The organism is Ruegeria sp. AM7 (assembly GCF_056535965.1).
In genome coordinates this window covers 3,182,683-3,201,267 of the sequence record NZ_JBQFJE010000003.1, presented here as the reverse complement: position 1 = coordinate 3,201,267, position 18,585 = coordinate 3,182,683, and the positions used below count along the sequence as shown (strand labels likewise).

The 18,585-nt window shown below is 58.2% G+C and carries 21 protein-coding genes; 11 read left to right on the top strand and 10 right to left on the bottom strand.

Annotation, left to right across the window (positions count from 1 at the left end; translation table 11 throughout):
- Positions 1-103 precede the first annotated feature (103 nt).
- The 5 genes from ACR3EG_RS19955 (at position 104) to ACR3EG_RS19935 (ending at position 5,093) form a co-directional block, all read left to right on the top strand.
- Positions 104-1,084: a Bug family tripartite tricarboxylate transporter substrate binding protein gene (locus tag ACR3EG_RS19955; RefSeq protein ID WP_480498476.1), complete on the top strand. Its 981-nt coding sequence runs from the start codon at positions 104-106 to the stop codon at positions 1,082-1,084.
- Positions 1,085-1,150: 66 nt separating this feature from the next.
- Positions 1,151-1,633 carry a tripartite tricarboxylate transporter TctB family protein gene (locus tag ACR3EG_RS19950; protein ID WP_480498478.1) on the top strand — a complete coding sequence of 161 codons (483 nt, stop codon included), beginning with the start codon at positions 1,151-1,153 and terminating at the stop codon, positions 1,631-1,633.
- A gap of 1 nt (position 1,634) precedes the next feature.
- Positions 1,635-3,146, top strand: coding sequence for a tripartite tricarboxylate transporter permease (locus tag ACR3EG_RS19945; protein ID WP_170355570.1), 1,512 nt, complete (start codon positions 1,635-1,637; stop codon positions 3,144-3,146).
- On the top strand, positions 3,136-4,323 hold the full coding sequence (locus ACR3EG_RS19940; protein ID WP_480498480.1) for a CaiB/BaiF CoA transferase family protein: 1,188 nt from the start codon (positions 3,136-3,138) through the stop codon (positions 4,321-4,323). Before ACR3EG_RS19945 ends, ACR3EG_RS19940 begins: the two co-directional genes overlap by 11 nt.
- Positions 4,320-5,093, top strand: coding sequence for a citryl-CoA lyase (locus ACR3EG_RS19935; RefSeq protein ID WP_480498482.1), 774 nt, complete (start codon positions 4,320-4,322; stop codon positions 5,091-5,093). The genes ACR3EG_RS19940 and ACR3EG_RS19935 overlap by 4 nt, the downstream gene beginning before the upstream one ends.
- 9 nt (positions 5,094-5,102) lie before the next feature.
- Here the strand turns inward: ACR3EG_RS19935 and ACR3EG_RS19930 are convergent, their stop codons facing one another.
- The 3 genes from ACR3EG_RS19930 to ACR3EG_RS19920 are packed head-to-tail and all read right to left on the bottom strand — an operon-like array spanning position 5,103 to position 8,652.
- Complete coding sequence (locus ACR3EG_RS19930; protein ID WP_480498484.1) at positions 5,103-6,599, bottom strand: heme biosynthesis HemY N-terminal domain-containing protein; 1,497 nt, start codon at positions 6,597-6,599, stop codon at positions 5,103-5,105.
- Positions 6,600-6,609: 10 nt separating this feature from the next.
- The gene (locus ACR3EG_RS19925; RefSeq protein WP_480947522.1) at positions 6,610-7,884 is read right to left on the bottom strand and encodes a COG4223 family protein; all 1,275 of its coding nucleotides are present in this window, start codon (positions 7,882-7,884) and stop codon (positions 6,610-6,612) included.
- 54 nt (positions 7,885-7,938) lie between these two features.
- Positions 7,939-8,652, bottom strand: a complete 714-nt coding sequence (locus ACR3EG_RS19920; RefSeq protein WP_480498015.1) for a uroporphyrinogen-III synthase — start codon at positions 8,650-8,652, stop codon at positions 7,939-7,941.
- A gap of 97 nt (positions 8,653-8,749) precedes the next feature.
- Here ACR3EG_RS19920 and tsaD point away from each other — a divergent pair, with 97 nt between their 5' ends.
- Genes tsaD through ACR3EG_RS19900 form a run of 4 tightly spaced genes read left to right on the top strand, consistent with a single transcriptional unit; the run spans position 8,750 to position 11,490 of the window.
- The gene (gene tsaD / locus ACR3EG_RS19915; protein ID WP_480498017.1) at positions 8,750-9,844 is read left to right on the top strand and encodes a tRNA (adenosine(37)-N6)-threonylcarbamoyltransferase complex transferase subunit TsaD; all 1,095 of its coding nucleotides are present in this window, start codon (positions 8,750-8,752) and stop codon (positions 9,842-9,844) included.
- Positions 9,841-10,797 (top strand): NAD(P)H-dependent glycerol-3-phosphate dehydrogenase, encoded by a 957-nt coding sequence (locus ACR3EG_RS19910; RefSeq protein ID WP_480498019.1) that lies wholly within the window; start codon positions 9,841-9,843, stop codon positions 10,795-10,797. Before tsaD ends, ACR3EG_RS19910 begins: the two co-directional genes overlap by 4 nt.
- Before the next feature lies 1 nt (position 10,798).
- A complete protein-coding gene (locus ACR3EG_RS19905) occupies positions 10,799-11,068 on the top strand; it encodes a YciI family protein (protein ID WP_170355578.1) in 270 nt (89 codons plus the stop codon).
- A complete protein-coding gene (locus ACR3EG_RS19900) occupies positions 11,068-11,490 on the top strand; it encodes an EVE domain-containing protein (RefSeq protein ID WP_480498020.1) in 423 nt (140 codons plus the stop codon). The genes ACR3EG_RS19905 and ACR3EG_RS19900 overlap by 1 nt, the downstream gene beginning before the upstream one ends.
- A 190-nt stretch (positions 11,491-11,680) precedes the next feature.
- On the opposite strand, the gene ACR3EG_RS19895 is transcribed toward ACR3EG_RS19900, so the two are convergent.
- Together ACR3EG_RS19895 and ACR3EG_RS19890 are read right to left on the bottom strand one after the other, a co-directional pair.
- Positions 11,681-12,022 (bottom strand): DUF2853 family protein, encoded by a 342-nt coding sequence (locus ACR3EG_RS19895; RefSeq protein WP_480498022.1) that lies wholly within the window; start codon positions 12,020-12,022, stop codon positions 11,681-11,683.
- A gap of 134 nt (positions 12,023-12,156) precedes the next feature.
- Positions 12,157-13,023, bottom strand: a complete 867-nt coding sequence (locus tag ACR3EG_RS19890; RefSeq protein WP_480947520.1) for a LysR family transcriptional regulator — start codon at positions 13,021-13,023, stop codon at positions 12,157-12,159.
- A gap of 101 nt (positions 13,024-13,124) precedes the next feature.
- On the opposite strand from ACR3EG_RS19890, the gene ACR3EG_RS19885 reads away from it, so the two are divergent.
- The gene (locus tag ACR3EG_RS19885) at positions 13,125-14,201 is read left to right on the top strand and encodes an L-dopachrome tautomerase-related protein (RefSeq protein ID WP_480498026.1); all 1,077 of its coding nucleotides are present in this window, start codon (positions 13,125-13,127) and stop codon (positions 14,199-14,201) included.
- A gap of 32 nt (positions 14,202-14,233) precedes the next feature.
- Here the strand turns inward: ACR3EG_RS19885 and ACR3EG_RS19880 are convergent, their stop codons facing one another.
- The 3 genes from ACR3EG_RS19880 to ACR3EG_RS19870 all read right to left on the bottom strand — a co-directional run bounded on the left by ACR3EG_RS19880 (position 14,234) and on the right by ACR3EG_RS19870 (position 16,804).
- Positions 14,234-14,980: an extensin-like domain-containing protein gene (locus ACR3EG_RS19880; protein ID WP_480498028.1), complete on the bottom strand. Its 747-nt coding sequence runs from the start codon at positions 14,978-14,980 to the stop codon at positions 14,234-14,236.
- A 13-nt stretch (positions 14,981-14,993) separates the two neighbouring features.
- Positions 14,994-16,382, bottom strand: coding sequence for an adenosylhomocysteinase (ahcY, locus tag ACR3EG_RS19875; protein WP_480498216.1), 1,389 nt, complete (start codon positions 16,380-16,382; stop codon positions 14,994-14,996).
- Positions 16,383-16,483: 101 nt separating this feature from the next.
- Positions 16,484-16,804, bottom strand: coding sequence for a hypothetical protein (locus ACR3EG_RS19870; RefSeq protein WP_209196025.1), 321 nt, complete (start codon positions 16,802-16,804; stop codon positions 16,484-16,486).
- 205 nt (positions 16,805-17,009) lie between these two features.
- Between ACR3EG_RS19870 and ACR3EG_RS19865 the strand changes: the two genes are divergently transcribed.
- Complete coding sequence (locus ACR3EG_RS19865; RefSeq protein WP_480498030.1) at positions 17,010-17,603, top strand: HD domain-containing protein; 594 nt, start codon at positions 17,010-17,012, stop codon at positions 17,601-17,603.
- Here ACR3EG_RS19865 and ACR3EG_RS19860 read toward each other — a convergent pair.
- On the bottom strand, positions 17,600-17,971 hold the full coding sequence (locus tag ACR3EG_RS19860) for a VOC family protein (RefSeq protein WP_480498032.1): 372 nt from the start codon (positions 17,969-17,971) through the stop codon (positions 17,600-17,602). The genes ACR3EG_RS19865 and ACR3EG_RS19860 overlap by 4 nt on opposite strands.
- 163 nt (positions 17,972-18,134) lie before the next feature.
- Positions 18,135-18,569: a hypothetical protein gene (locus ACR3EG_RS19855; protein WP_480498033.1), complete on the bottom strand. Its 435-nt coding sequence runs from the start codon at positions 18,567-18,569 to the stop codon at positions 18,135-18,137.
- Positions 18,570-18,585 lie beyond the last annotated feature (16 nt).

The following is an 18,585-nucleotide window of genomic DNA, read 5'->3' as shown; positions in this document are numbered from 1 at the left end:
TTTTTCAGTATTTTGCCGCGTGACAGGTTGATGTCAGGTTGGTGTGTTTTTGTTCCATCCAATCTGAGCCGCCATGCGGCCGGTTGTCAAACGGGAGGAAATCATGACAACGATTAAACTGGGCCGTCGCGCCCTAATCGCAGCTGTGGCCGCAATCGGCCTGACCGGCCCGACGTTGGCCGAAGATCAAGTTGTGGGCAGCATCCACTTTCTGATCCCCGGTGGCGCCGGTGGCGGTTGGGACGGAACTGCCCGCGGCACGGGTGAAGCCCTTACGAATGCGGGTCTTGTTGGCACTGCATCCTATGAGAACATGTCAGGTGGCGGCGGCGGTAAGGCCATCGGCTTTCTGATTGAAAACGCTGACAGCAATCACGGTACTTTGATGGTGAACTCAACCCCCATCGTGATCCGTTCGCTAACCGGTGTTTTCCCGCATAACTTCCGCGACCTGACTCTGGTTTCAGGCACCATCGGTGACTATGCGGCGATCGTCGTAGGCAAAGACAGCCCGATCAACTCGATGGACGATCTGTTGGCAGCTTTTGACGCTGACCCTTCGGCCACAGCAATTGGTGGTGGCTCGGTACCGGGCGGCATGGATCACTTGGTTGCAGCCATGGTCATGGAAGCCGCTGGCAAAGACGCTCTGGGCGTAAAGTACATTCCGTATGACGCAGGCGGCAAAGCCATGGCGGCGCTTCTGTCTGGTGAAATCGCGGCCCTGTCGACCGGTTTCTCAGAGGCTGTTGACCTGTCGAATGCGGGCGAAGTCAAAATCATCGGTGTCACATCGGAAGAACGCGTTGACGCTGCTCCTGATGCGATGACCATGAAGGAACAGGGTATCGATACCACCTTCGTCAACTGGCGCGGATTCTTCGCAGCACCTGGCCTGCCGGAAGACAAGCTGGCGGCATATCAAGATGCAATCGCCAAGATGTACGACACTCCTGAATGGGAAGAAGTTCGGGCGCGCAACGGTTGGGTCGACATCCACAACTCGGGCGCTGACTTCCAGACGTTCCTTGAGCAGCAGGAACAACAGATCGGTGATCTGATGAAGAAACTGGGCTTTCTCTAACTGAAAATCGGCAGAGCGGACCGCCGCTCTGCCTTCCCCAAAGACAACAAAAAAGGAGGGGGCATCATGGCGTTGGATCGCTGGATCGCGCTCGTTCTGCTGGGTGTTTGTTTAACATATGGCTACGCCGCCTGGTTCACGATGGACGGTAGCCTTCCCCCCTTCATGCAAAGAAATCCCATCTGGCCAAGCACCTTCCCCAAAGTGCTGTCCATTCTGGGTATCGTCACGACGACAATTATCCTGCTGGGCTTTGAAAAGTCCGAGATCAAGGAAGCCGACATCGATTATCGCCGGCTGGGTGATTACCATCTGGATCAGGCGCTGATGCTGCTGGCTTTGATCGTGATCTACGCTTTGTGCCTGCGTCCTGTCGGTTTCCTGATTTCCACATCGGCATTCCTGATCCTTGGCTCTTTCATTCTGGGTGAGCGCAAGTGGCACATCATGCTGCCTGTTGCCTTCATCGCTACTGGGGCCGTCTGGTATCTGGTTCAGGAAGTTCTTGGCATTTACATGCGCCCCCTGCCGGGCATTTTCGGAGGCTGACATGCTTGAAGGACTTCTGATCGGCCTGCAAACGGCATTCTCAATCCAAAACCTTCTGATGGTCATCGCTGGGTGTCTGATCGGCACGTTCATCGGGATGTTGCCCGGTCTTGGACCGATGTCGATCATCGCCATCATGATCCCGGTTGCGATCTCGATGGGCGACCCATCCGCCGCTCTGATCCTTTTGGCTGGGGTATATTACGGAGCGATCTTCGGAGGATCGACATCCTCCATTCTGTTGAACGCGCCGGGTGTCGCGGGCACGGTAGCTTCCAGCTTCGATGGTTACCCGATGGCGCGACAAGGCAAAGCGGGCAAAGCGCTGACAATCGCCGCGATCGCCAGCTTTGCCGGCGGCACGCTGGGTGCTGTGCTTCTAATGGTGTTTGCCCCTGCCCTGTCATCAGTCGCGCTGTTGTTCCATTCGGCCGAGTATTTCGCGCTTATGGTTGTCGGTCTTTCAGCCATCGCAGCCTTTGCTGGAAGCGGGCAAGTCGCCAAGGCCGTCATCATGACAGTCCTAGGGCTGATCATGGCAACTGTCGGCGAAGGCGCGTTGTTCAACCTGCCTCGGTTCACCATGGGAATCATGGACCTGCAATCCGGCTTTGGCTTCATCACGCTGGCCATGGCCATGTTTGCCTTGCCCGAAGCGCTGTTTCTGGTCCTGAAGCCAAAAGATCTGAAAGGTGATGATGGTGAGATCAAGGACCTGCGCATCACCAAAGAAGAAGCCAAAGCAATTGCGCCAGTTGTGGGACGGCAATCCGTGCAAGGTTTCTTCATCGGCGTTCTTCCCGGCGCCGGTGCGACAATCGCCAGCTTCCTCGGCTACGCCGTTGAACGCAACATCGCTCCGAAAGAGGAACAGGAAGAATTTGGCAAAGGCTCGATCAAGGGTCTGGCGGCCCCGGAAACAGCGAACAACGCGGCCTGCACAGGATCATTCGTTCCACTGCTGACTTTGGGTATTCCAGGTTCCGGCACCACGGCGATCCTGCTGGGCGCGCTGATTGCTCTGAACGTGACACCCGGTCCGCGTCTGATGCTGGATGAGCCTCAGATCTTCTGGGCTGTGATCATGTCCATGTTTATCGGAAACCTTGTCCTGTTGATCCTGAACCTGCCGCTGATCCCTTACATCGCAAAGGTACTCTCGGTCCCGCGCAACTACTTGATCCCGTTCATTCTGTTCTTCACCCTGATGGGCGCATATATCGGGCAGAACAATGCAACGGAGCTGTTGATCCTTGTGGGCTTCGGCGTCTGTGCCACGGCTTTGAAATTTGCTGACTATCCGCTGGCCCCGCTTCTGATCGGGTTCATCCTTGGCGGAATGATGGAAGACAACTTTGCAAGGTCCATGCAACTCTATGACGGGATCGGGTTTATCTGGGAACGCCCCATGACGCTGGGCCTGCTGGTCATCGCCGCGCTGCTGGTGCTGCTGCCCAGCTATCGCGCGCGCCGCGCACGGGCACGGGCTGCCGGTATCGCCGATGGCGACTGAGCCTTTGGCAGGAATACGGGTTCTTGACCTGACGAATGTTCTGGCGGGCCCGTATTGCTGCTATCAGCTTGCCTTAATGGGGGCCGAGGTGATCAAGGTCGAACGGCCAAAGGGCGGCGACCTTGCTCGGGTGTTGGGCGCAGACCCAGACCGCAACAAGGCCGGGATGGGCATCAGTTTTCTCGCCCAGAACGCGGATAAGAAATCCGTCACGCTGGATATGAAGCCCGCAAAGGGCAAAGACTTGCTGAAGAAGCTGGTTCAAACCGCCGACGTGCTGGTCGAAAATTTCCGGCCCGGTGTAATGGACCGGCTTGGCCTTGGCTATGACGTTCTGCGCGCTGAAAATGCCAACCTGATCTATTGCGCAATCAGCGGTTTTGGGCAGGACGGTCCTCGCAAAAAAGACCCGGCCTACGACCAAATCGTCCAAGGTATCAGCGGTGTCATGTCGATCACCGGAGCAGCCGATACAGCGCCCTATCGCGTCGGCTACCCGCTGGCCGATACCGTCGGAGGGCTAACGGCCGCTTTTGCGATCAGTGCGGCCCTGAACGCCAGACCACGCGGCACGTTTCTGGATATCGCAATGTCCGAGGCGGTGATCTCCACCATGGGCTGGGTGGTGTCGAACTACCTGATCGGGGATGTCACACCGGCAGCGCATGGCAACGAAAACACCACATCCGCCCCGTCAGGAACCTTTGCCACTGCGGATAACCCGATCAACATCGCGGCCAATCGTAACGAACAATGGCAGGCGCTTGCTCGACACCTTGGACAGGAAGATTTGCTGGGCAACCCTGACTATGCCTCGCGTGAAGATCGCAAGAGGAACCGCCATACCCTAAGAGACGATCTTGAAGCCACGTTGCGCACCCGACCCTCCCGGGAATGGGTTCGCGAGTTGAACGCGATTGGCGTTCCGACCGGGCAGGTGATGACCGTGCCCGAAGCGCTGGCTGACGAACAGCTTACAGGCCGCGGATTGATTGGATCTTTGCCGTCCCACAGCGAGGAGCTGAAATTAACCGGCAGCCCTGTTGTGATGGATGGTCAACGCAGAATGCCCCGGACCGCCCCGCCGGACTTAGGGGCAGATAATGCTGTGATCTGGTCTGAGCTTGGTCTGAGCCACGACGAAATAAATGCGTTGACGAAGGAGGGGATCATATGAGCGATGTCGCTGACTGGTGGTCAACATCCATCATCGACATGGAACCAGGACGAATAGACCTGCGGGGCACACCTATTCAGGACCTTATTGGCAACCTTGGTTTCGCGGAAATGATCTGGTTCATGGTGCGCGGAGACAGGCCATCCGCCGCACAGTTGAAATTGTTCGAAGCCGCCTTGGTTGCTGCCGTGGATCACGGGCCACAAGCCCCTTCTATCGCTACGGCCCGTATGGCAGTGACGTGCGGACTGCCTCTCAACAATGCCATGGCAAGCGCGGTGAATATGCTAGGGGACATACACGGCGGTGCTGGCGAGCAAGCGGTGACCCTGTATCAGTTCGTCAACGCTCACCCATCCGCCGTTGGCCCGGCGGTAGATGACTGGATTGCGGCGCAAGGGAAAATTCTGCCCGGGTTCGGCCACCGCTTTCACACCCCAACGGATCCACGCGCACCACGTTTAATGAGCCTTGTGGATGAAGCGATTGAGGCAGGTGCCTGTGACGGGCGCTTCAAGTCTGTCGCGATCGACATCGAAGGCGAATTGGCGCAGCGCAAAGGCAAACCCGTTCCGATGAATATCGACGGAGCCACAGCGGTGATCTATGCCGAGCTTGGTTTTGACGCGCCATTGGCGCGTGGCCTGTTTTGCCTGTCCCGGTCTGTCGGCATTCTTGCACATGCGTGGGAACAATCTCAGCAAGGTGGCCGAAACAAAGGCCCTACCCCGCCAAAGTATCGTTGGACGTACTTGCCCAGCGACAGGTGAACGGCGTCCTCAGACCTTTTCTTCGACTGCAGGCTCAACATCGGGGCGCACCGGTTCGGCCTTCATTTCGATAACGTCAGACGCAATTTCTTCTTCCGGCTCTTCAACCTCCGGCTCGGCCTTTTCCTCAAGCGCACCCACGATCAGGGGCAGCATGTGAACACCGGTCGCCGAGGCGATCTCGGGCGTTTGCGGGGTTTGCCAGCTAAGCGTGTCAAAGCTGCCGCAGTTCTGGCAGACCGGAGCCCATTCGGGCTGGATATCATGGCAGTTGTCGCAGACCCATTGCGGCCCGCGCGGCGCGTTCAACGCTTTGGCCAGCCATCCCTGCACAACTGCATCCGATGACCCCTCGCCACGTTCAATCGCTGCCATCAGCGTATAGGCGCGGGCATCGGCCTGTTTTTCCACCACATCGCCTAGCGCACGGCGAGCTTCGGGGAAATCCTCGGCCACGATGTTCAACTCGGCCAGGATCAGGCGTGTTTCAGGGTTTTCCGGGTGTATGCGGGTCAGGGCGGTGAACCGCTTGATCCGCGCATCTGGCGTTTCATCCGGCGCGATTTCCGCAAAGGCATGGGCCAGATCGGGATGCGGCTGCACTTCCCACGCTTTTTTCAGGATCTTGGTCGCAGCGCGGGGCTTGCCCTTTTCGATATAGGCCCGCGCGGCCATGGCAGCAGCGGGGACCAGATCGGGCGAAAGGCGGTTGGCCTCAATCGCGTGTTCGCGTTGTTCGACTGTCGCGCTTTCGTCCAGAATGCCCTTGGCCTCGGACAGGGCCAGCACCGCATCGCGGCGCTTGAACACGTCACGCGGTAGGTGACCGGCCTTCAGCTTGGCTGTCAGTGTCGAACGCGCGCCGGTCCAATCCTGCGACTTGGTTTGCAGCCCCAACAGAATGTCTTGTGTTTCGGCGTGGCGCGGCTTGATCGCCAACGCCTTTTCGGCCAGCTTCCGGGCAGTATCGTCATCACCCTCGGCCAGTTTCTGCTTCAAGATACCACGCACGCCCACAAACCGGGTGGCGTTGTTCGTCACCAGTTTCTTATAGGTGTCCGAGGCTTTCTTGGTGTCACCATTCATCTCGGCCGCCTGCGCCACCAGCAAGTTGGTCAATTCCGGCTTGTTCAACAATTTCTCGGCCTTGGTGGCCTTGGACATGGCAATGCGCCCCTCGCCCGAAGCCAGTGCCATCAGCCCATCAGCCAGCGCCTGATAGCCGCGCTGTTCACGGCTGCGGTCGAAATAGCGCGACAGGGCGGTTTCATCGCCATTTAGGAATTTCAGCGTGGCGATCAGCAGGGTCAGCAGTTTGAAGAACACCCAGATCGCAAAGACCAACACGCCCAGCGCAATAACCGATTGCAAAGGCCCCAGAGTGTATTCCGTGCCACCCGCCGTGATCTGAATACCGCCGCTGGTTTCCATCAGGAACCCGGCACCAATAGCCAGAAGGCCAACAATGGCAACAAATACAAGGATTTTTATCAGTGACCACAGCATGGCAGGTCCTTCAGTTCGAGTTCGCGCCAGAAGCAAGCGCATCTGCGGCATCCACGGCAGATACCCGTGTCTGCGCCGCTTGTTCCCATTCAGCCAGCGCAGCACGGGCCGCCTCGGGCAGAGATTTCAGTTCGTTTAAAGCCCCGGCTACATCGCCGGTGGACAACGCCGCTTGCGCACGAGACAAGATCGCATCCGGGTCATCACCCTCTTGCGGTGTTACCGAACGCGCACCGGTCTGGCGCTGGAGGAACGCGACGATCCCTGTGCCTTTCTCCGACTCTCGGGCGTCGGCAAGAGCAGCGCGGGCGGCTGGCGCAAAATCCTCACGCAGGGCCGAAACCGTCGCGACTCCATTGTCGGCCGCCGCGGACAGCGCACTCGGGATTTCGACCCCGCCAGCTGACAGCTCGGAAAGAAGGTCGGAATAGGGTTGCCCAGCATCCAACTGCCCGTGGAGCTTAGACAGTATCGCTGCATTGGTCGCGGCCAAAGCCTCATCCGAAGCTTTTGCTTCCAGAGCCTGAGCTTCCGCAACCATCTTTTCAACCTCGGCGCGTTGGGCAGCCAGCGAGTCCTGCAGTTTTTTCAGCTCGGCTTCAAACGCGGCTGTGGTTTCGGGGGTGGCTCCTTGAGTCAGCGCGCCGCTTTCCAGTGCGGTCAAGCGATCAGCCAGAGGCTGGATCTGTTCTGACAAACCATCAAGGCCGGATTGGACGGCGTCCAGATCCGAAGTGATCGGAGCCAACTGTTCTGTCAAAGAAGCAATCTTGCTTTCCAAGTCCGAGCCATCGGACAGAGATTTCGAGAGCGCGTCGATTTGGTTGGCTTGATCGGTCAGCTTTGCCTCGAGCGTGGTCAACGCGTCCGAGCTGCCGGAGTCGAACAAACCAGCGCTGCCCGCCGCGAACCCGATTGCGGCTGCAATCGCACCGCCGATCAACGCCGGAACAAAGCCACCTTTCTTTTCCGACTGACGTTCGGACAGATTCTCCTTGAAACGTTCAAGATTGGCTTCGGCTTCGGCTTCGGCTTCGGCTTCGGCTTCGGCTTCGGCTTCGGCTTCGGCTTCGGCTTCGGCTTCGGCTTCGGCTTCGGCTTCGGCTTCGGCTTCGGCTTCGGCTTCGGCTTCGGCTTCGGCTTCGGCTTCGGCTTCGGAAAGGGTCTCTTCTAACGCTGTTGCATCGTCAATAGTCGGTTCCTCAGATGCGGAAACAGCTTCAACCGACTCATCTGTCTTAGGATCATCCACCGGTTTTTGATCGGAGTTCTTCTTATCAGCCACCGCAATATTCCCCTTATCGAATCCGAAATGCTTGGAACAACAGACCCTGCCAAGTTAGTCGGTGGCCACGTCGCCCTCAACCCGCAACGCATGTTTCACAAGTTTTTTAACGGCCTTACGCATTTTCTTGGGTGTCGGCGCTTTCGCGACCTTCAACCGCGCATAGGGCAAAGAATAAAGGGGTTCGGCCGTGGCCTGGCTGATGGCAGCTACCCAAAGCGGGGCAGAACCGTGCCAGATGTCGGCAAAATGTCGCGCCGTTCTGGGTGAAAATATTGGAACCAAAACAGCGGATTTGCCGCTTGCGGCGGCAGTCGCTTCGGGTGTCAGCGGTAACAGGTTTTGCTGGTAAACGGGCTGTTCGCGCACGGTCAGGCCGGATTCGGTCAGCCGCTCGGCAATATTGCCCCGGCTGTGCTCGCCGCGCAGGTGCAGTAGCGGACTGAGCGGTCGGGTTTGCAAAAGGGCTGCGATTAACTCCTCGGCGGTCTGGCCCATCATTTGCGCGTCCCACCCAGCACCTTTTGCCGTACCTGTTGTTGCAGGACCCACGCAGAAGGCAGGTAGAGACCGCTCAACCCCAGCCGAGGCCGCCGCGTTCACCGCATTGGCTGAAGTGAAAATCAGCCCACGCGTATCAATCGTATCCACATGAACCGGCAGGGGTTTGATTTCCAGAATCGGGGAATAGATGACCTGCACCCGAGACCTGACGCGGGTCGGAAGCTGCGCAACGAACCTTTCAGAGGCCGCGCGCGGGCGGGTCATCAACAAATACAACGGTCGGCGCCTTGGGCCTTGGGATTGTTTGCATCCGCACAGGGTGATACCCCGCTTGGCAACCAAGGTGTAACGGATCAGGCCAATGGTGCAAACACTTACTGTCCTCGGGTTGGAAAGCAGCTGTGACGACACAGCCGCTGCCGTTGTGCGCCATGGCGAAAACGGGGCCGAGGTTTTGTCCTCGATCGTTCATGGCCAAAACGACCTGCACAGTGCCTTTGGCGGCGTTGTCCCCGAGATTGCTGCCCGCGCTCATGCCGAGAAGCTGGACATTTGCGTCATGCAGGCGCTTGAAGAGGCTGGGTTGGCTCTGTCAGACATGGACGCCATCGCCGTGACTGCGGGGCCGGGTTTGATCGGCGGCGTCATGTCCGGCGTGATGTGCGCCAAGGGGATCAGTGCCGCGACCGGATTGCCCTTGATCGGGGTAAACCACCTGGCAGGCCACGCGCTGACGCCGCGCCTGACCGACGGGATCGCGTTTCCTTACCTGATGCTGTTGGTCTCGGGTGGGCATTGCCAATATCTGATCGCCCACGGGCCGGACCAGTTCACCCGTCTGGGCGGCACCATCGACGACGCGCCGGGTGAGGCATTCGACAAAACCGCCCGCCTATTGGGCCTGCCGCAACCCGGCGGCCCTTCGGTCGAGGCCGAGGCCCGCGCAGGCGATCCCAAACGGTTCCGCTTTCCGCGGCCTTTGTTGGACCGCCCCGGATGTGATCTGTCTTTTTCAGGCCTTAAGACTGCACTGATGCGGATGCGCGATCAGGTCGTGGCCGAGAAAGGCGGGCTGACCCGTCAGGACCGCGCCGATCTGTGCGCCGGATTCCAACAGGCCGTTGTCGATACACTGGCCGAGAAAACCCGCCGAGCGATGGATCTGTATTTAAACGAAAACCCCGCGGAGCCGGTGATTGCAGTGGCCGGAGGCGTCGCGGCAAATTCGGCCATTCGTTCAGCATTAGAGACTGTTTGCGCAGAGAATGGCTCGCGTTTCACCGCACCGCCACTCGCCCTTTGCACCGACAACGCCGCCATGATCGCCTATGCCGGGATCGAGCGGTTCCGCACCGGCGCGCGCGACGGGCTGGACTTGACCGCGCGACCCCGCTGGCCTCTGGACCAGACCAGCCCCGCCATGCTGGGCAGCGGCAAGAAAGGGGCCAAGGCATGAGCATTTCCGTACTGGGCTCGGGCGCGTTTGGCACAGCGCTGGCAATTTCGCTGGCCGGAAACGGACCGGTGACGCTGTGGGCGCGAGATGCGGAACGGGCACGGGTGATGCACAGCACGCGTGAAAACGCGGCGCGGCTGCCGGGTGTGACCTTGCCGGATGCGATCTCCGTAACGGCGGACATTACGCAGGCAACGCGCAGTGAAACCTTACTGGTCTCGGTCCCGATGCAAAAACTGCGCGGTGTGCTGACGGATCACGGTTTGGTTCTGGCTGGGAAAACGCTGGTGGCCTGCTGCAAAGGTATCGAGCTATCCACCGGGCTTGGTCCGATCTCGGTCATCCGCCAGACCATTCCCGACGCGCGCCCTGCCCTGCTGACCGGCCCGAGCTTTGCCGATGATATCGCACGCGGATTGCCGACCGCGCTGACGCTGGCCTGTGCCGAGGGTGCGCATGGCCTGCAGCATGACCTGACCACGGCAAACCTGCGCCTATACCGCACCACCGATCTGATCGGCGCGGAACTGGGCGGCGCGTTGAAAAACGTCATGGCCATCGCCTGCGGTGCCGCCATCGGGGCCGGTTTGGGTGACAGCGCCCGCGCCGCTTTGATGACGCGCGGATTTGCTGAGATGCAGCGCTTTGCCCTGATGCGCGGCGCGCGGCCCGAAACCCTTATGGGCCTGTCGGGACTGGGCGATCTGGTGCTGACCTGCTCGTCCGAGTTATCCAGAAACTATCGTTTTGGCCTGTGTTTGGGTCGAAATCAGCCCTTTAACACCACCACCACGGTCGAGGGCGTCGCCACCGCCCGCGCCATGTCCGACATTGCCCGGGCCGAGGGGCTGGACATGCCTATCAGCGCTACTGTCGCCGACCTGAGCCAAGGCACATATAGTGTGGCGCAGGCCATTGATACTCTGCTCAACCGACCCCTGAAGGAGGAATAACATGCTCATCGCTCTGATCGCCCGTGACAAGGACGGCGCATTGCAAACCCGGCTGGACAATCGCGCCGACCACCTGGCTTACATCGAAGAAACCGGTGTCGTTGCACAGGCTGGACCCCTGTTGGATGGCGACGCAATGATCGGATCGCTTATCATCCTTGAGGTGGAAGACATGGCCGCCGCCCAAAGCTGGGCTGACAATGATCCCTATGCTAAGGCCGGGTTGTTCCAGTCCGTCGACCTGATCGCGTGGAAAAAGGTCATCGGCTGATGGCATATTGGCTGTTCAAATCCGAACCCTCGACCTGGAGCTGGGACCAACAGGTTGCCAAAGGGGACGCAGGCGAGGAATGGGACGGCGTGCGCAACTATCAGGCGCGCAATTTCATGCGCCAGATGGCGGTGGGCGACCGGGGGTTCTTTTACCACTCGCAAAAGGAGAAGGCGATCGTGGGCATCGTCGAGGTCTGCGCCGCCGCCCATCCTGACAGCACCACCGATGATGACCGCTGGGAATGTGTGGATATCAAGGCCGTACGGCCCTTAAAAACACCGGTCACGCTGGACCAGATCAAGACCGATGGACGGCTGGACGAGATGGTGCTGGTGAAAAACTCGCGCCTGTCAGTGCAGCCGGTTACGGATGCCGAATGGCAGGTGATCTGCGATCTGGGGCAGACTCAGGCGGAATAAAAAAGGGAAGGTTCCGACGGATGCAGAACCTTCCCTACCCCGCGTGCTCCCGACTCACCACACGCGTATAGAAATTCTTCGGTTCTGACCGTCCTGGCCACAAGATGACACTAGCCGAAACAGCGGCGCCGATACAAACACCAAGTACTTAAAATTGGAAACGCCCGCCGCTGCGACGGGCGCTATTGGATCAGCCGTAGACCGATTCCTTGCCGAAGTGTTTGGTCAGCATGTAATAGACCACAGCGCGGTATTTGTTGCGCTCTGACATGCCATAAGTGCCAAGCACCGATTGGATCGCCTCATCTAACGCAGGACCATCGGACAGGCCCAGTTTCTTGATCAGGAAATTGTTTTTGACGGTCTCAATCTCGCCCTCTTGCGAGGCCGCCACGGTCGATGCGTCGGCATCGTAGATCGCCGGACCGCAACCGATCGTGACCTTGGTCAGCAAGTCCATATCGGGATCCATCCCGCATTTATTCTTCAGATCTTCCCCGTATTTTGCAATCAAGTCGTCGCGTTTTCCCATGACTGGCTCTCCCGTAAAGCAGCGTCTTGCTGCGAAGTCACAAAAGGTTGAAACAAGTGCGGGAAATCTATTCAGCTGAGGGTAGGTCACAACGGGAAAAACTGGTTTATTTCCCCCCAAGGAAACACGTAAACTCACTGAAAGGCGCGATTGGCCAAATCCGAGAAAGCGCGCACCTTTCGCCCAGGGGTTGCGTTCCCTGCATGCACGAATGAGATCGGAGCGTCAGGCGACCGCAAAACACCAGGCATGACCTCAACCAGTGCCCCGCTTTCCAACTCGCGCTGAACAGCTAAGCGGGATTTGACCGCTAGCCCCAACCCCTGTACCGCCGCTTCGGTCAACATATCCGAGTTCGATACTGCAATCCCGCGCGGGATCGAAAACTGCGCAGCACCGTGCCCATCCGTGATGTCGAGCCGAGTTTGCCACGGCAGACAGGCCCAGCGCATTAGGCGTAAGTCTTCAGCCGTGGCCGGCAGTCCATATGTTTCGCAAAACACCGGTGAAGCACAGATGATCCTGTCATTATCGCTTAGTTTACGGGCCTTTAGTGTGCTGTCGGCCATCTGTCCCACCCGGATCGCGCAGTCGATACCCTCATCCACCAACGCGACATAGCGATCAACGGCCAGAAACTCGACCGTCAGGTCCGGATGCTCGGCCTGAAACGTGCTCATGACCGGCATGATGAAACGCGACAAGATCCAGGGTGACAGCGTCACGCGCAAATGTCCGCGCAATGCGCCACTGCCACTGCCGGCCTCAAGCTCGGCGTCGCGCAAATCAGCCAACACAGGTTCGATCCGGTCCAGAAAGATCAAACCTTCTTCGGTCAGTTGCACCTTGCGGCTGTTGCGGTGGAAGAGTTTGAGGTTCAAAACCTCCTCAAGCTTCGTAATGCGATGGCTGACCGTCGCCGCCGAGATCCCCTGCGCCTTGGCCGCGGACCCTACGCCGCCGGTTTTCGCGACCGAGACAAAGGTCAGCAGGTCATTCACATGGTACATTCGAAAATTCCTAACGCTGGTTTCAAGATTGAGCCAGTTATCGCGGAAAATTTCAAATGGTATCTGCTGAATCACGACCAGAGGAGGACCTGATGAAATCACTTTACGCAGCCACATGCGCGCTTGCGCTGGCCCTGCCCGCCGCAGCAGCCGAGTTGGAAACTTATCTTGAGTTTGAAAAGGCCATGCCCCCGGGCAATCTGGCCATTGGCCCGGATGGGCGCATGTTCATGTCGGTGCATGAATTCTACGGTCCCGAATTGCGTGTGGTCGAGGTAATGCCGGACGGCTCCACCAAGCCCTACCCGACCGAAGACTGGGCCCGCGCCCCGAACGATGATGCGGACGGGTTGAACGGCGTGTTGGGCCTGCGGGCGGACCGCGATGGAATCCTGTGGATGCTGGATGGTCAGGGTGAAAACCAGACCGGGCGCGTCGTCGGCTGGGACACCAAGACCGAAACGCTGCACGCGATCCATTATATTGGTGCGCCAGTAGCGCGGCCCACGTCGTTCCTAAACGATCTGGCTGTGGATCGCGATCATGGGGCCATCTACATCTCGGATACCGGCGACGGGCAGAACTCGGCCATCATCGTGGTTGATCTGGACACTGGACGCGCGCGGCGGGTTCTGGAGGGATCCAAATTCACGATCCCCGAGGACACACCGATGGTGATCGACGGGCGCGAAATCACGTTGGGCGGCAATCCGGCCAAGATCGGCATCAACCCGATCACCGTCGATCCGACCAATACATGGGTCTATTTCGCCCCAATGACGGCAAGTGCGATGTACCGCATCCCCACTGCCGCGCTGCTGGATGAAAGCTTGTCAGATACCGATCTTGAGGCCAAGGTCGAACGCTATGGCGACAAGCCGATTTCGGATGGCTCGACCGTAGATACCGGCGGCAATGTTTACATCACTGCGATGACCGACAATGCGCTGGGCGTCACCAAACCGGATGGCAGCTATGAAGTGCTGTTCCAGTCGGATGATGAATTGCCGTGGCCAGACGGGTTTTCGATCGGTGCGGATGGGTATGTCTATGCCACGATTAACGAGTTGCACCGCTCTCCCGTTTTGAACAATGGCGAAGATGCCTCGAAGGGTATCTACAAGATCGTCCGGTTCAAATCGCTGGCTGATGCGGTCAGCGGACGCTAAGCCAAGCTCCGGCCCCGTTTTGCGGGGCCGGATTATCTGCAATAGCCCCAGCCGGGCCCCTGCAAATGGAAGTGGTCCGCGTGCAGCTTGTTGAAATTGGGGCTCAGCACCACGCGGAACCAATCACAAGCGCCCTGCCCGATCTGGCGTAGGAATTCGGATTCGGGCCCTTGGGTCGGCCAATCCCGCAACAGGTTCACCGTGCGGCCATCGGCCAGATCGACCCCTATGATATCAATAGAATCCGCAGTTGCATGACTGCTCCATCGGCTGTCCTGCCCCTGCGCGGTCCGCATCCGGCGGCAGTTATAGCTGCCCAGATGCCGCAAAGCACGCGCCTCAGTACCCAAAATGTCCCGCGCAGCAGGCTGAACCACGTGATGTTCCCACATGGCAAGACGCAGAGCTGTGGTACAGCGCGTTTCGACCCCTCGGACATCTGCGGTAACAAGGCGCGACAGAAGGCCCCGTCCGCTGATACCGCAATTCTGATCGACGACCAAATCCTCCATCTCAGCAAACGCCACTTCGTCCGCAGACAGTACCGCCTTGCATTGCGCCTCATCCGCCAGAGCACGGTTCAACTGAAACCGCGTTACCAGAGTAACCGGGGCCGTAATCGACAGATCGCGCAGTGGGTTCCAATGGTCAGGCAAGGGTGACTTCGGGTGTGTCACCAGAAGGAATCCAGCAGAGCCAACAAGAAATAGAAATACGATGATGGAAAAGAAAGACGCCGCCAGTTGTATGAACCGGCGGCGTCCCGTGCGTTTCGTCACACCCGATCCGCGATCAGTAGCGGTAATGCTCGGGCTTATAGGGACCTTCGGGTTTCACGCCGATATAGGCCGCTTGTTCCGAGTCCATCTGAGTCAGCTTCACGCCGATACGGTCCAGATGCAGGCGGGCGACTTTCTCATCCAGATGCTTGGGCAGGATGTAAACGTCGTTTTTGTACTCATCACCCTTGGTGAACAGCTCAATCTGCGCCAGAACCTGGTTGGTGAACGAGGCCGACATCACGAAAGAAGGATGCCCGGTGGCGTTGCCGAGGTTCAGTAGCCGACCTTCGGACAGCAGGATGATGCGGTTGCCCGAGGGCATCTCGATCATGTCCACCTGTTCCTTGATGTTGGTCCATTTGTGGTTTTTCAGGCTGGCCACCTGAATCTCGTTGTCGAAGTGGCCGATGTTGCCGACGATGGCCATGTCCTTCATCGCGCGCATGTGCTCGATGCGGATCACGTCCTTGTTGCCGGTGGTGGTGATGAACACATCAGCGTTGGCAACTTCGTCTTCCAGCAGAGTGACTTCGAACCCGTCCATTGCGGCCTGCAGCGCGCAGATCGGGTCAACTTCGGTCACTTTCACTCGGGCACCGGCACCGGCCAGCGACGCGGCCGAGCCTTTGCCCACATCGCCATAGCCGCAGACCACGGCAACCTTACCGGCCAGCATGGTGTCGGTGGCACGGCGGATGCCGTCGACCAGCGATTCCTTACAGCCGTATTTGTTGTCAAACTTCGACTTGGTGACGCTGTCATTCACGTTGATCGCTGGGAAAGGAAGGTGGCCTTCTTTCACCAGCTGATACAGACGGTTCACGCCGGTGGTGGTTTCCTCGGACACACCTTTGATCTGGTCGCGCATCTTGGTGAACCAGCCTGGGCTTGCAGCCATACGCTTGGCGATCTGCTTCTTGATCACCTCTTCCTCTTCCGAACCCGGAACAGGGATGATGTCTTCACCGGCTTCGGCACGTGCGCCCAGCAGGATGTACAACGTCGCGTCGCCGCCATCATCCAGGATCATGTTCGGGCCGTCATCGAACATAAAGGACTTGTCCAGATAATCCCAATGCTCTTCCAGCGTCTGGCCTTTGATGGCGAAGACGGGAATGCCAGCCTCGGCGATTGCCGCTGCCGCGTGGTCCTGTGTCGAGAAGATGTTGCACGACGCCCAGCGCACATCTGCACCCAGCGCGACCAGCGTTTCGATCAGAACGGCTGTTTGGATGGTCATGTGCAGCGAGCCAACGATGCGCGCGCCGCTCAGCGGTTTGCTGCCGCCGTATTCCGCACGCAGGGACATCAGGCCCGGCATCTCGGTTTCGGCAATATCCAGCTCTTTGCGGCCGAACCCGGCCAATGAAATGTCTTTGACGATATAGTCCCCGGCCATCAGGTACTCCATTCCGGTAAATACTGTTCCGGGTTGCCCCTAACATCCCTTTATGGGCGTGGCAACGCAGATGGCCGGAAACGGGATTTTTGTCGCTAAAATCAGCTTGGCGTGCCGTCTACCTTGATCTTGGGGATCGCTTCGAAAAAATCGGTGCCAACGGCGACGATACAACTCAGGCCGTTCGCATGGGTCACCAAAACGGTATAGCTTCCCGTTTCCTCAGAGGTCCAAACCTCCATCACCGATTGCCCGCCGCGCGATTTCTGCAATCCGCCAAAGGCCAGCTGTTCCGAATAGCTGTCCTGTAGCTTGGCGATTACGTGATCACGCTGCGCACAAGTGTTCTGCTGAGCAAAAGCCGGGGGCGCAGTCGCGGCCATTCCAAAAGCCAGGGCAATTCCAAATAAACGCTTGAACATAACAAGCTCCTTTCGATTCTGGTTTCAATCGAGAGGGACACACCGGGAGAAGCATGCGCCCCCCTCGGTACTTGATGTCGGTATCACCGCGCACTTGTTCAAAGCACGAATGCTCAAGAAAAAGTTGGCAGCTGGTGATCTTGACAGGTAAACCATACCATAAAATTGGGGCGCAATCGCGGCTGTACGGACGAGGCATGGCATAATGGCAACACAACCCCGCGCGTGGCAGAGGATGCTGTCGGGCCGCAGGCTGGACCTGCTGGACCCCACCCCTGTGGATATCGAGATCGAAGATATCGCGCATGGACTGGCCTTTGTGGCGCGCTGGAACGGTCAAACCAAAGGGGATTTCGCCTATTCCGTAGCCGAACATTCCCTGCTGGTAGAAGAACTGTTTGGCCGTATCGCCCCCACAGCGCCGGTCAAATGGCGGCTGGCGGCCTTGTTACATGACGCCCCCGAATATGTGATCGGAGATATGATCTCGCCGGTCAAATCCGCCGTCGGTCCCGACTATGGCGCACTGGATGACCGTCTGGCGGCGGCGATCCACATCCGGTTTGGCCTACCCGCCGCCGTGCCGAAAACGGTGAAGCGTCAGATCAAAAAGGCCGATAAGATCAGCGCCTGGATGGAGGCGACGCAAATTGCAGGCTTTTCCGAAACCGAGGCGTCCAAGTTCTTTGGCCGCCCGGATAAGACCGTAATGGAGGGGCTGAACATCGTCCTGCGCCCTCCGGTCGAGGTGCGGCGCGCCTATACTGACCGGCACGCCGCCCTGTTGGCACAGCTTTAGCCGAAGACGTAGAAACAGATCTTGTTGTTGTCCGCATCACGGACATAGGCCCCGTAGAACACATCCGGCACGCGCTGGCCGGGCTCGCCTTCGTCAGTGGCACCAAGACTGATCGCCTTGTCGTACATCGCCTGCGCGTGCTCTTTCGAATCCGCTGCAAAAGCCACCATGGTGCCGTTGCCCGGCGCACAATCATCACCGTCATAGGGTTCGCACACAGCCAGCATCGGCGCACCGGGCTGGTTGCCGATAAAGGCGATGCGTCCCACATCCAGCGTCACCTTGGCACCGCGATCCGAGAGCAGCTCGGTATAGAATTTCTTTGCGCGCTCCATGTCTGACACGCCGATTGTCACGTAACCGATCATTTGAGAGGTTCCTGTCTTGTTAAGTGTTTTCCCGAGCGAACACTTGGCCTCAGGTCGTAGAGGTGCAAGTCACGAAGTCGTGACAAAGGTAATCAAAAGAATGTTCTTGTTCGGAGCAGGTTTCGTGTCCCTTGCTATTGCGCAAAAACTGGCGTTGTCGGGACTAACACGATGTGATCGTACTGTTCGAAAACTTCTCCCCCGATGACAGATAGGTCGAGAAATTCATAGCTCCGCCGATCTCGAAGAAACGACGAGTATTGGGATCACTACAAAGGTTCTTTTTCGCAGAAATCGTCAATTCTTCTGATGGTGTTCGACCACCCGTCGTCGGAACGTTTTTTATGCGGTCAGGTACATAGAATGCTAAATCGACAATTTTTCCATCGGTCTCAGCGCTCTTTACGGATATACCTTGGCCAAGAGATTTACCCACTAACTTGCCATATTCTTCAGCAATCAAAGTTGCAAAAGAACAAAGCTCATTTCCATCGCATCCTTCAATGGTATTCCAGATCTCATCCCTGCTGGGTCCTTGAGATGCGCACGCACCAACTGTGGCCAACAATGAAAGTGTGGTTATTGCTCGAACAATCATCAAATTTCTCGTGAAT

Excerpts from the sequence above, each read along its gene's own strand:
- ACR3EG_RS19940 (WP_480498480.1), top strand. The coding sequence starts at position 3,136 with ATGGCGACTGAGCCTTTGGCAGGAATACGGGTTCTTGACCTGACGAAT.
- ACR3EG_RS19955 (WP_480498476.1), top strand. The coding sequence starts at position 104 with ATGACAACGATTAAACTGGGCCGTCGCGCCCTAATCGCAGCTGTGGCC.
- ACR3EG_RS19950 (WP_480498478.1), top strand. The coding sequence starts at position 1,151 with ATGGCGTTGGATCGCTGGATCGCGCTCGTTCTGCTGGGTGTTTGTTTA.
- ACR3EG_RS19905 (WP_170355578.1), top strand. The coding sequence starts at position 10,799 with ATGCTCATCGCTCTGATCGCCCGTGACAAGGACGGCGCATTGCAAACC.
- ahcY (WP_480498216.1), bottom strand. The coding sequence starts at position 16,382 with ATGGCCGGGGACTATATCGTCAAAGACATTTCATTGGCCGGGTTCGGC.
- ACR3EG_RS19895 (WP_480498022.1), bottom strand. The coding sequence starts at position 12,022 with ATGGGAAAACGCGACGACTTGATTGCAAAATACGGGGAAGATCTGAAG.
- ACR3EG_RS19945 (WP_170355570.1), top strand. The coding sequence starts at position 1,635 with ATGCTTGAAGGACTTCTGATCGGCCTGCAAACGGCATTCTCAATCCAA.
- ACR3EG_RS19855 (WP_480498033.1), bottom strand. The coding sequence starts at position 18,569 with ATGATTGTTCGAGCAATAACCACACTTTCATTGTTGGCCACAGTTGGT.
- ACR3EG_RS19860 (WP_480498032.1), bottom strand. The coding sequence starts at position 17,971 with ATGATCGGTTACGTGACAATCGGCGTGTCAGACATGGAGCGCGCAAAG.
- ACR3EG_RS19930 (WP_480498484.1), bottom strand. The coding sequence starts at position 6,599 with ATGCTGTGGTCACTGATAAAAATCCTTGTATTTGTTGCCATTGTTGGC.
- ACR3EG_RS19900 (WP_480498020.1), top strand. The coding sequence starts at position 11,068 with ATGGCATATTGGCTGTTCAAATCCGAACCCTCGACCTGGAGCTGGGAC.
- ACR3EG_RS19910 (WP_480498019.1), top strand. The coding sequence starts at position 9,841 with ATGAGCATTTCCGTACTGGGCTCGGGCGCGTTTGGCACAGCGCTGGCA.
- ACR3EG_RS19935 (WP_480498482.1), top strand. The coding sequence starts at position 4,320 with ATGAGCGATGTCGCTGACTGGTGGTCAACATCCATCATCGACATGGAA.
- tsaD (WP_480498017.1), top strand. The coding sequence starts at position 8,750 with ATGGTGCAAACACTTACTGTCCTCGGGTTGGAAAGCAGCTGTGACGAC.
- ACR3EG_RS19865 (WP_480498030.1), top strand. The coding sequence starts at position 17,010 with ATGGCAACACAACCCCGCGCGTGGCAGAGGATGCTGTCGGGCCGCAGG.
- ACR3EG_RS19870 (WP_209196025.1), bottom strand. The coding sequence starts at position 16,804 with ATGTTCAAGCGTTTATTTGGAATTGCCCTGGCTTTTGGAATGGCCGCG.
- ACR3EG_RS19885 (WP_480498026.1), top strand. The coding sequence starts at position 13,125 with ATGAAATCACTTTACGCAGCCACATGCGCGCTTGCGCTGGCCCTGCCC.
- ACR3EG_RS19920 (WP_480498015.1), bottom strand. The coding sequence starts at position 8,652 with ATGACCCGCCCGCGCGCGGCCTCTGAAAGGTTCGTTGCGCAGCTTCCG.